At 57.9% G+C, this 10708-nt stretch carries 11 protein-coding genes; 4 read left to right on the forward strand and 7 right to left on the reverse strand.

All coding sequences use genetic code 11. From position 1 onward, the window contains the following. The 3 genes from M0974_RS02945 to M0974_RS02955 form a co-directional block, all read left to right on the forward strand. Positions 1–1344, forward strand: a 1344-nt coding sequence (locus M0974_RS02945; protein ID WP_297832543.1) for a penicillin-binding transpeptidase domain-containing protein, incomplete at its 5' end; no start/stop codon positions are given. A 79-nt stretch (positions 1345–1423) separates the two neighbouring features. Further along, positions 1424–2011: a PadR family transcriptional regulator gene (locus M0974_RS02950; protein WP_297832547.1), complete on the forward strand. Its 588-nt coding sequence runs from the start codon at positions 1424–1426 to the stop codon at positions 2009–2011. Beyond that, on the forward strand, positions 2011–2796 hold the full coding sequence (locus M0974_RS02955; RefSeq protein ID WP_297832550.1) for a siderophore-interacting protein: 786 nt from the start codon (positions 2011–2013) through the stop codon (positions 2794–2796). The genes M0974_RS02950 and M0974_RS02955 overlap by 1 nt, the downstream gene beginning before the upstream one ends. 200 nt (positions 2797–2996) lie before the next feature. On the opposite strand, the gene M0974_RS02960 is transcribed toward M0974_RS02955, so the two are convergent. Then, the gene (locus M0974_RS02960) at positions 2997–3665 is read right to left on the reverse strand and encodes a Pr6Pr family membrane protein (RefSeq protein ID WP_297832553.1); all 669 of its coding nucleotides are present in this window, start codon (positions 3663–3665) and stop codon (positions 2997–2999) included. Between the two features lie 67 nt (positions 3666–3732). After that, complete coding sequence (locus M0974_RS02965) at positions 3733–3957, reverse strand: VF530 family protein (RefSeq protein WP_297832556.1); 225 nt, start codon at positions 3955–3957, stop codon at positions 3733–3735. A gap of 412 nt (positions 3958–4369) precedes the next feature. Between M0974_RS02965 and M0974_RS02970 the strand changes: the two genes are divergently transcribed. Further along, the gene (locus M0974_RS02970) at positions 4370–6811 is read left to right on the forward strand and encodes a glucose/quinate/shikimate family membrane-bound PQQ-dependent dehydrogenase (protein WP_297832559.1); all 2442 of its coding nucleotides are present in this window, start codon (positions 4370–4372) and stop codon (positions 6809–6811) included. 66 nt (positions 6812–6877) lie between these two features. Here M0974_RS02970 and M0974_RS02975 read toward each other — a convergent pair whose 3' ends face one another. The 5 genes from M0974_RS02975 to M0974_RS02995 form a co-directional block, all read right to left on the reverse strand. Then, complete coding sequence (locus M0974_RS02975; RefSeq protein WP_297832562.1) at positions 6878–8074, reverse strand: extracellular solute-binding protein; 1197 nt, start codon at positions 8072–8074, stop codon at positions 6878–6880. Further along, a complete protein-coding gene (locus tag M0974_RS02980) occupies positions 8071–9078 on the reverse strand; it encodes a GTP-binding protein (protein ID WP_297832566.1) in 1008 nt (335 codons plus the stop codon). Before M0974_RS02980 ends, M0974_RS02975 begins: the two co-directional genes overlap by 4 nt. Further along, positions 9075–9374, reverse strand: coding sequence for a hypothetical protein (locus M0974_RS02985; RefSeq protein ID WP_297832569.1), 300 nt, complete (start codon positions 9372–9374; stop codon positions 9075–9077). Before M0974_RS02985 ends, M0974_RS02980 begins: the two co-directional genes overlap by 4 nt. A 54-nt stretch (positions 9375–9428) precedes the next feature. Continuing rightward, positions 9429–10178 carry an SDR family NAD(P)-dependent oxidoreductase gene (locus M0974_RS02990; RefSeq protein WP_297832572.1) on the reverse strand — a complete coding sequence of 250 codons (750 nt, stop codon included), beginning with the start codon at positions 10176–10178 and terminating at the stop codon, positions 9429–9431. A 45-nt stretch (positions 10179–10223) separates the two neighbouring features. Continuing rightward, positions 10224–10708, reverse strand: a 485-nt coding sequence (locus tag M0974_RS02995) for an SDR family oxidoreductase (RefSeq protein WP_297832575.1), incomplete at its 5' end; no start/stop codon positions are given.

A 10708-nucleotide genomic window follows, 5' to 3' on the forward strand; every position in this document is an offset into this window, starting at 1 on the left:
GGTGGCGGCATGCATACCTTTCATAATTTTCGCAGCCAGGACAATGGCCGCAGCCCCAGCCTGCGCGACGCACTGCGTGAATCGATCAACTTGCCATTCATTCGCCTAATGCGCGACTTGGTGCGCTACAGCATCTATCAATCGCCCAATAGCAGCGCCCAGTTGCTCAAGGACGATGATTATCCGCAACGTCAGGAGTACCTAAGCCAATTCGCTGACCGTGAAGGTACCGTATACCTGTTGCGCTTCTGGAAACGCTACAAAGACAAGTCTACGCAAGAGCGTTTGGACACCTTCCTCGACAGTATTCACCCCACCGCGATTCGGATGGCGGCCGTGCATCGCTACCTATTGCCCAATGCCGATCAGGAAGAATTCAACGCGTTCGTTCGTGCGCATTTGGCCGAGGACAAAGTCGCCCTCGACAAGCTGACCGACAAGCGTCTGGACGAGCTGTATCAAAGCTACGGGCCGGGCGCCTACGACCTGCCGGATCAGGGCTTCATCGCCAAAGTCCACCCGTTGGATTTGTGGCTGGTGGGTTATCTGTTGCAAAACCCGGATGCACAGTTCAAGCAGATAGTCGCCGCCAGCCAGATGGAGCGTCAGGAAGTTTACAGCTGGCTGTTCAAAAGCCGTCACAAGAGCGCGCGCGATACGCGAATTCGCACCATGCTGGAGATCGAAGCGTTCACCGATATTCACAAGCGCTGGCAGCGTGTGGGCTATCCGTTCGATCATCTGGTGCCCTCATTAGCTACCGCCATCGGCAGCTCCGGCGACCGTCCGGCAGCGTTGGCCGAGTTGATCGGGATCATTCAGAACGATGGTATCCGCCTACCGGTATTGCGGGTCGACAGCCTGCATTTTGCGGCCGGAACGCCCTACGAAACCCGGCTGATCAGCGACCCCGATCTGGGCAAACGCGTATTACCATCGGAAGTCGCCACGGCGATGCGTGAGGCGCTGTCGCAGGTGGTGGATGCCGGTACAGCGAAACGCGTTCAGGGCAGTTTCAGACTTGCCGATGGCACTACATTGGCCATGGGCGGCAAAACCGGGACGGGGGATAACCGCCTGGAAAGCATCGGCGCCCGCGGCAGAATCCTCGGTTCCAAGTCGATCAATCGCACCGCCACGTTCGTGTTTTATATTGGCGACCACCATTTCGGCACCTTGACCGCGTTTGTGCCGGGACGGGCGGCCGAAGCCTTCAAATTTACCTCGGCGCTGCCGGTGCAGGTGCTTAAAGGCATGGCGCCGATTCTTAACCCCTACCTGACGCCTGGCACCCATACCGAATGCCAGGTGCCACAACCTGCGCTACAAGCTGGCACCCAATAAGAACCGGTCGTCTTTACAGCTTGCGTAATCGTAAAGATATATCTTAAGGTATATCTAACTTACGCAAGAGATAGAGAAAATGAGAGAAACAGGTGACCACCACCTCCATCACCATCCCCACCACCGCGAACACGGTGACGGTCGCGATGGCTTCGAAAAACGCCCAGGCCGTGAACGCGGCGGCCGTGGCCCACGGGTTTTCGCTCCCGGAGACCTGAAATTACTACTGCTGGCATTGATTGCCGAGCAACCCTGCCATGGCTACGACTTGATTCGTCAGATCGAAGGTATGTTCGACGGTGCCTACAGCCCTAGCCCCGGCGTGATTTATCCGACGCTGACTTTTCTTGAGGAAAGTGAACTGATCCTCGGCGACGCTATTGGCGGCAAAAAACATTACACGGTTACCGACGCGGGCCGGCAATCATTGGCTGATCAAGCGGTCGCCCTGGATGGCGTGAAGATGCGCATTGACGTCAGCAAGCGCTCGTTACGCGGCCATGATCGGCCACCGGAAATCCACGAGGCTGTGCATAACTTGCGGCATGCGCTGCAACTGCACCACGGACGCTGGAACGCCGAAGAAATTCTGCGGGTACGCGATCTGTTGAACAACACCGCCAAAGCCATCGTCGATGGTCCGCTCAGTGCGCCGGAGAAATCTTGATGAATTCGCAGCAACACGACACTCAACCCCAAGGCATTCACCGCGTCAGCCATGAAATCAAACGGCGCAAACTGGAGGTGATCCGGGTTGTCGACGTGACCCCACGTATGCGCCGCGTGACCCTAAGCGGGTCGCAACTTGAAGGGTTTATCAGTTGGGGCACTGATGACCATATAAAATTGATCTTCGCCCAGACAGCAAAAGAACAGGCCGCGTTGGAGACGTTTGTTCCTGGCGCACCCGATGACGGACCCCGTCCAACGATGCGCGATTACACCCCTCGGCGTTACGACCCGAAGACCGGCGAACTGGATATCGACTTCGTTCTTCATGGCGAAGGCCCGGCCGCTACCTGGGCCACTCAAGCCGCACCGGGTCAATACCTTTACATCGCCGGGCCACGTGGATCGATGATCGTACCGGACATCTTCGACAGCTATCTGCTGATCGGCGACGAAACCGCACTGCCCGCAATTGCTCGCCGCGTGGAAAACCTGCCCGCGAACCGCGCCGCCTTGGTGGTGGTGGAAATAGAAGATTCGGCGGAACAACAGACATTCAACAGTGCCGCCCAGGTCGATGTGATCTGGGTGGTTCGCAGCGAACAGAACCTGGTTGATGTCGTCCGTAAACTCGAAATGCCCGAAGGCGAACTGTACGCCTGGGTCGCTACCGAAGCGGGCCTGTCGCGCAAAGTTCGGCGGGTACTACTGAATGAGTTTGGGCTTAGCGAAGCGCTGGTGAAAACGTCGGGTTACTGGCGGATCGAGGCTGCGGTCGATTGAAGGCCCTTCGGCCCTTATCGCGAACAAGTTCGCTCCTACAGATAATATGCGATCCCCTGTGGGACCGAATTCATTCGGGAAGCAGGCGACGCGGTTTGTCTGATACACCGCGTCGCTTCGTTCCCGAATAAATTCGGTCCCACAGGTCTGACGCGAGGCCGGGCTCCCACCGGAAATTTCGCAATGCCGAATACCCAGCGTCATGCCTCGATTTGCATTCGGCCTTTAATCCGGTCGACGACAAGCAGCACGGCGGAGATCAGCAGAAATCCGCCCAACACCCCGATCGCATTAACAAACGTCTGTGGATAACCCAAGGTGCCAACATCGATGAACGGGTACATGTAGTCGCTAATCATTTCGCCGCGCAGCAAGACGTAAGCGAAATACACCAGCGGATAGATCGACCACAACAGCACATGCTTGATGCGCAGCATTCCTTTGGGTACGTACAGCCACCAATACACCAGAAACAACACCGGCAGCACGTTGTGGAGTAAACCATCGGCTAACCACTGCAAACCTTGGGGCTGCCACAACGAACGCAGTAACAGGTTGTAGGCAATGCTCACCAATACAATGCTGGCGGCGATCCCACTGGTTACCCACGGCGTCCGTAAAAATTGATGGGCCCAAGAATCCCTCGCGCAAAGCGCACAAGTCAGTGCGGCGGCGACAAGCGTATTGGTGGTCACCGTGAAAAAACTGAAAAACCGCACCACTCCAGCCAATAGGCTGGCATGGTCGAGCCAACGGGCGAACAGAATCAGGTACAGCTGGATAGCCAATGCAGACCAACCGAGAATCGTTGTAATCAAGGCAAAGCGTCGTTGCCCCTGCGACAGCAGAGTGTGTTGATTGAGTGTCATCGTTGCCCCTGGGTTACGGCTGTTACACAGTCGATCGCGAGCAAGCCCGCTCCTACAAAGAAAATGCTTAGCCTTTGCTGCGCTGCAATTTCAGGTACAAACCTTCGACTTTTTCTCGCGCCCAAGGCGTTTTGCGCAAAAACGTCAGGCTCGATTTAATGCTTGGGTCGCTTTTGAAGCAGCGAATATCGATTTTTTCAGCCAAGCCTGACCATTCGTAATGCGCCACCAGCGCAATAAGAATCTGCTCCAGCGTGACGCCGTGCAGCGGGTTGCTATTGGATGTCGTCATGCTCGACCTTCAAAAGAGTTTTGGGGAGCGCGTCCCTCGGGGTGCGCACCTTAGCTGAGCCTTTAGGCCGCGCAAAGGGACAAAATGTTTCCAGCGGTCCGATCAACTGTTACGGAGCCCGCAATGAACCCTGTCACTTTCCCCACTTTTTCTCCGCGGCTCAAACTTCTATCCTGTCTGCCGGCCTGCTGAATCGATTAATCTATTCCAAAAACACACTAGTGCGGCAGGGTCGTGAACTCTGCGCACCTTGCGCTGCCTATGAACAACCCCCGGCGAATCCAGATCAAGCTGCCATGTTGCCAAGCGACACAAATCGTTTGTTTACGTGGGTGAATCTGACTGCGCTAGGCTCATAGGGGAGTATTGAGAATGCAGCGGCGATCCTTAATTGTCATGGAGAAAACAAACTATGAGCTCTGATGGTGCTTTGAGCAGAACTCGCCTGTTACCGACGTTGCTCGGTTTGGTATTTCTGATAATGGGCCTGGTCATGTTGTTAGGCGGGTTGAAACTGACTCAGCTAGGCGGTTCGCTCTACTACCTGGTAGCTGGTATTGGTATTGCAATCACCGGGGTGCTGCTGATCATGGGCCGTCGCGCCGCAATAGGCCTGTACGCGCTGGTGCTGTTCGCCAGTACCGTATGGTCGTTGTGGGAAGTCGGCCTGGACTGGTGGCAGTTGGTCCCACGTTTGGCACTGTGGTTTGCCATGGGCATCGTGCTCTTGCTGCCGTGGTTCCGCCGTCCATTGCTGCTGCACGGGCAACCGTCTGCAACGGGCACCCGGGCATTGAGCATCGCGGTGATCCTCGCAGGCCTGGCCGCGCTGGCCAGCCAATTCACCAACCCAGGTGAAATCAAAGGTCAACTGGACCGCGAAACTGCTGGCACCACCAGCGCTGCCCCAACCATGCCTGACGGTGATTGGCAGTCCTACGGTCGCACTGCTTTCGGTGACCGTTATTCGCCGCTGGCGCAAATCACGCCGGAAAACGCTGGCAAGCTGGTACCTGCCTGGACCTACCGCACTGGCGATATTCCTGGGCCGAACGATCCGGGTGAAACCACTGCCGAGAACACACCGCTCAAGGTCAACGGCATGCTGTATGTGTGCACGCCGCACAGCCAAGTGATCGCGCTAGACCCGGATACCGGCAAGGAACTGTGGCGTTTCGACCCGAAGATCAGCACGCAGAAAGCGGCTAACTTCAAAGGTTGGGCGCACATGACCTGCCGTGGCGTGTCATATCACGATGACGCTGCCTACGCTGCTGTTCCGGCCCCTGCGGCGGCTACGGTTCCGGCACAAAGCCCGACTGCACCGGCTGTAGCCAGCAGCACCGCCAATTCGTGCCCGCGCCGTCTGTTTCTGCCAACTGCTGACACCCGTCTAATCGCCTTGAACGCCGACACCGGCAAACTGTGCGAAGACTTCGGCGATAAAGGCTCAATCGACTTAAGCGCCAACATCGGCACCTTCGCGCCAGGCGGCTACTACTCCACCTCGCCACCGGCTGTGACGCAAAACCTGGTTGTCATCGGCGGTCACGTGACCGACAACGTCTCGACTGACGAGCCTTCCGGCGTGATCCGTGCGTTTGACGTACACACCGGTCGTTTGGTTTGGAACTGGGACAGCGGCAACCCGGATGACACCACGCCTCTCGCACCGGGCAAAACCTACACTCGCAACTCGCCAAACATGTGGTCGATGTTCGCGGTCGATGAAAAACTTGGCATGCTGTACCTGCCAATGGGCAACCAGATGCCTGACCAGTGGGGCGGCGGTCGCACCCCTAATTCAGAGAAATACAGTGCTGGTTTGACTGCATTGGACATCAATACCGGGCACGTGCGTTGGACTTTCCAGTTCACTCACCATGACCTGTGGGACATGGACGTGGGCGGTCAGCCAACGTTGATGGACATCAAAACTGCTGACGGCATGAAGCAAGCAGTACTCGCTTCGACCAAGCAGGGCAGCATCTACGTGTTGGACCGTACCAACGGCCAGCCAGTGGTACCGATCAACGAAATCCCGGTTCCACAAGGTGCGGTTGCTGGCGATCACACGTCGCCGACACAACCTAAGTCGGACCTGAACTTCATGCCGCCGCCGCTTAAAGAACGCGACATGTGGGGCGTGACCCCGTTCGATCAAATGCTCTGCCGGATCGACTTCAAGTCGCTGCGTTATGACGGTCCATTCACCCCGCCATCGCTGCAAGGCTCGATCGTTTATCCCGGTAACTTTGGCGTGTTCGACTGGGGCGGCCTTTCAGTCGACCCTGTGCGTCAGATCGCTTTCGTGAACCCAAGCTATATGGCGTTTAAATCACGGCTGATACCGGCCGCTGATATCGCGGGTGGCCCAGGCCGTAAAAGTGAAACCGAAGGCGTGCAGCCGAACAAAGGCGCGCCGTATGGCGTGATCCTCGAAGCCATGCTGTCGCCACTGGGCTTACCGTGCCAAGCGCCGGCGTGGGGTTATGTTGCGGCGGTCGACTTGACCAATCACACCACCATTTGGAAACACAAGAACGGCACAGTGCGTGATAGCTCGCCGATTCCGATTCCGTTGACCATGGGCGTGCCAAGCTTGGGCGGGACATTCATCACTAAAGGTGGTGTCGCCTTCCTCAGCGCAACCCTCGACCAGTACTTGCGTGCCTACGACGTTCGTAACGGCAAACAACTGTGGGAAGGTCGCCTGCCAGCGGGTGGCCAGACCACACCAATGACCTACACCGGCAAGGACGGCAAGCAATACGTGCTGGTCATGGCCGGTGGTCATGGTTCATTGGGTACTAAACAAGGCGATTACATCTTGGCGTTCAAACTGCCGAATTAATCTGCACTGGCGGTAATTAAAAAGGCGGCTACCGAGAGGTAGCCGCCTTTTTTTGACATTCAATACTCAGCGTCCCTTTGGCCCGAACTTGCTGCCCGCACGAAGCACCTCAGCCCAACGCCGGACCAAATAGTTGTGCTCATCCATCACCGAGTTCCAGACCGCGATGTGGCCCATGCGCTGCTCGTAGGACCCACCATCGCGAATTTCGCCGACGTCGATTAGTGGTAAGCCGTCACTGCCCAACAATTGCTCACGGGCCGGCAAACCGGCGTACCAATAGTCCCACTCGGCGGCGCTCAAGTGGTCACGGCTGCGGGCCGGGTTACCGATGTAATAGCCCTGACGCGCCATCACCGCGCCGGGCCAACCAGACAACCACCAATTTAAATACGCATAAGCGGCGTCCAGCACAGGCCCTTTGGCATGTCGCGACAATGACAAACCACCGAACCAGCCCCGGTAGCCCTCACGGGGCACCGCCACCCGGTATTTAACGCCTGCGCGGTGCAAGCGAACCAAGGTAGGCGACCATAAGCTTTGAATATCAATGGTAGGACTGAGCATCAACTCGGCGGCTTCCTCATCGTCGGACCAGAACGCGCCAAAATGCCCTTCCTGCTGTTTGCGCACTAGAATCGTGGCGAGCACATCGATCTCTTCGATGCTCATGTTGCCGATGTCCTTGAAGTGCGCCAGCCCAGCGCCCTGGACGGCCAATGCAGCGTCTAGCGCACCAATCGCGGCGTCACTCTGCAAAGCGATCCGCCCTCCCCACGCAGGGTCCAGCAGCCAGCCCCAACTTTCGTTTGCGGTACTGAGGGCTGCCGGCAAACGCTCAGGACGGTAGGCAAAGCTGTCGGCGTTATGGGTCAACGGCAACATACTGATGCGCTCGCTGACCGGTGTGCCCAGGCTGCCGTCGTGCTGAACGTATAAACGTTCACTGGGAACGCTGCCGCTACCGAGCCGATCATTGGGTGACAAGCGGCCGCGTTTGGGCAGGTCATTGATCTCGTGCCACAGGGCAATGCGCCGCGTATCAATGGGTTGAATTGCGCGGGCGGGCCAGACGAAATCGACGTTGTGAAACCATTGATCGTAAAGGTCGTAGCTGCCCGGTTGCATCACCGCGATGCGCTGTGCGGTCTGCACGTCGTGGACTTGATAAACCAGCTTGATGCCCAGGTCTTGCTCGGCGCGTTCGCGAAGCGATTCCAAAAGGGTGACTGAAGTGCCCAATACGCGAAGAGTGATGGTCATGCAGCCGACTCGCTAATTATCGGGGCAAAGCTGCGGGCGAAAACATTGAATGAGCGGCGCAGTTGATCCGGTTCAAGACCGCGCAGGATAAACACCAGCCGCGAGGTCCGATCCGTCCCCGGCCACGACGGCAAATGTACTGGCGCATGCAGGCAATGCTGCACGCCGTGAATCACGATGGGGGCTTGGCTGGCGTTCACGTTGAGCAGTCCTTTTACGCGAAGGATTCGTTCGCCATGGCATCTTAACAGCATCGATAACCAGACCCCGAAACCAACCCAATCGAGCGGCTGCTCGAAGGTCAGGCAGCACACTTGAGCGTCGCCGTGCCTGGACGCCTCGGGCTGTGCCCTATGCAATTGCCAGCGGGCAACTTCCTTCTCCGGTTCAGCACTGCGCACGCCTTCGCCCAACAGCAATTGATCGCCGCTGTGCACGTCGACGGTATCCAGTAAAGGTGCGGAAAAATTCAGCTGCTGCAGGTGGTGGCGCAGTGTGCTCAGCGACAGCGCGTCCACCAGATCGGTTTTGCTCAACAACAAGCGATCGGCCGCAGCCACTTGCGCCAACCATTCAGGGTGCAGCCGTTCTTGCAATGCGGCGTGGCTGGCGTCGACCAAGGTCACCACCAGACCGATGTGAAAACGCCCGCGTAATTGCGGATCATTGCTCAAGGTGGCGAGGATCGGCGCAGGATCGGCTAAGCCGGTGGTTTCCAAAATCACCCGGCGAAACTGTGGGATTTCGCCTCGGGTTCGACGCTCCAGCAAACTTAATAATGCCTCCTTGAGTTCACCGCGAATCGAACAGCACACGCAACCGCTGGGCAACAACACCGTGTCTGGGGCAACTTCTTCGACCAGCAAGTGATCGATGCCAACATCGCCGAATTCATTGATCAGTAGCGCGCTGTCGCCCATGGCCTCGTCTTGCAGCAGGCGTTTGAGCAGCGTGGTTTTACCACTGCCGAGAAATCCGGTAATGACGTTCAAGGCGATGCTCATGCCTGGCGCTCCAAATGGTCGAGCAGTTGCGGATCCAGTGGGTCGAGCGGCCGGCCGATCAATCGCTCTGCGGCCGTCCACAGTTGTTCGAGCCCGGTGGCCAACTCTTGTTTGCCTGTGGCACCGAGCAGCAGGTACGACACGCCTTGGAAATCCTCGACTTTCAGGCGAAATGGCGCGACTACTTTGTTAATTGCCGCAATCCGCCGCAAGCGTTCCCGACGGCGCGGCAGCTCATCGCCCAGCGGATCACTCCAATGCACGTCTTCGCCCAACAGACCGCACAATCCACACATTTGAGGGCCTCCTATCAATGTCATTAAAGCCACAGGGTATCTTCGGTGGGTTTCTCAGGGCATGACATCGCCGGAGTTCGGACCCAGGGTCTGGCCAACGAATAGATTCCCGCCGGGTTCGCTGGCCAGCAGTACGGCGACGGGCGCGACTTCTTCGGCCAGCCCGAAACGACCCAACGGCAACTCGGCCGCTTTGGCGACTTTCCAGGCACTGCTGATGCCCGCAACCAGCGGCGTTTCGATGGGACCAGGCGCGATGGCGTTGACTAGCACGTTGTCCTTGGCGACTTCCAGGGCCAGGGACTTAGTGAAGCCGATGACCCCGGCCTTGGCCGCCGCGTAATGGGTCAGCTCAGCGCCGCCTTTGATTCCAAGCTGCGAGGCGACGTTGATGATTCGCCCCCAGCGCTGAGCGAGCATGTGCGGCAAGGCGCGCTGGCTGGCGACGAACACGCTGGTCAGGTCAACCCGGAGCATGTCGTTCCACATGTCCATGGTCAGGTCAACGCAGCGTGCCTGGGTCAGCATGCCCGCGTTGTTGACCAAAATATCGATGCCGCCGAAGTGCTCGACGCACGCATCAACACTGGCTTGGGCACCTTCAACGCTGCCGACATCGGCAACGCATTCAAAGACCTCGGCGCCAAGCTGACGGCACTCTTCAGCGACGCTACTCAGCGTCAATGGATCGCGGTCGCCCAGCAGTAAACGCGCACCTTGTAGCGCATAAGCCCGAGCGATAGCGGCACCGATGCCACTGCCTGCGCCGGTGATCACGGCGCGTTTGTTTTTCAATTGCTGCATGATTTTGCCTTTTGAGTGGGCGCAAGCGCATTCACAAACTGGACGCTATTCAGGCCAACGAATCGTCAGTCCACCGTCAATAACAATGCTCTGCCCGGTTAGGTAACTGGACTCATCGCTGCACAAAAAACGTACCAGCGAAGCCACTTCATCCGCTCGCCCCACACGTCCCAGCGGAATGGCCTTGGCCGCCTTGGCCAAGCCTTCCGGCCCCAGCGAGTTTTTGCTGTCCAGCGACTGCGGGGTTTCGATCAGGCCGGGAATCACGGCGTTGCAGCGAATACCCCGTGGCGCCAGTTCCACGGCTAGCGAGCGACACAAACCCGGTACGCCGGCTTTGGCCGCCGCGTAATGCGAGTGGTCCTGCCAGCCATATACGCCGCCAGCAATGGACGAGATTGCGACCAACGCGCCGCCCTCGCCCATGTGCCGAGCCGCCGCGCGAAACGTACGCATGACCCCGGTCAAGTCCACATCGAGCATTTCGTTCCAGCGCTCGTCGGTCATTTCCAACAGGGGCGCACGGCGTA

Source organism: Pseudomonas sp. (genome assembly GCF_026224925.1).
GTDB lineage: Bacteria > Pseudomonadota > Gammaproteobacteria > Pseudomonadales > Pseudomonadaceae > Aquipseudomonas.

Excerpts from the sequence above, each read along its gene's own strand:
- M0974_RS02965 (WP_297832556.1), bottom strand. The coding sequence starts at position 3,957 with ATGACGACATCCAATAGCAACCCGCTGCACGGCGTCACGCTGGAGCAG.
- M0974_RS02970 (WP_297832559.1), top strand. The coding sequence starts at position 4,370 with ATGAGCTCTGATGGTGCTTTGAGCAGAACTCGCCTGTTACCGACGTTG.
- M0974_RS02990 (WP_297832572.1), bottom strand. The coding sequence starts at position 10,178 with ATGCAGCAATTGAAAAACAAACGCGCCGTGATCACCGGCGCAGGCAGT.
- M0974_RS02985 (WP_297832569.1), bottom strand. The coding sequence starts at position 9,374 with ATGTGTGGATTGTGCGGTCTGTTGGGCGAAGACGTGCATTGGAGTGAT.
- M0974_RS02960 (WP_297832553.1), bottom strand. The coding sequence starts at position 3,665 with ATGACACTCAATCAACACACTCTGCTGTCGCAGGGGCAACGACGCTTT.
- M0974_RS02975 (WP_297832562.1), bottom strand. The coding sequence starts at position 8,074 with ATGACCATCACTCTTCGCGTATTGGGCACTTCAGTCACCCTTTTGGAA.
- M0974_RS02955 (WP_297832550.1), top strand. The coding sequence starts at position 2,011 with ATGAATTCGCAGCAACACGACACTCAACCCCAAGGCATTCACCGCGTC.
- M0974_RS02980 (WP_297832566.1), bottom strand. The coding sequence starts at position 9,078 with ATGAGCATCGCCTTGAACGTCATTACCGGATTTCTCGGCAGTGGTAAA.
- M0974_RS02950 (WP_297832547.1), top strand. The coding sequence starts at position 1,424 with ATGAGAGAAACAGGTGACCACCACCTCCATCACCATCCCCACCACCGC.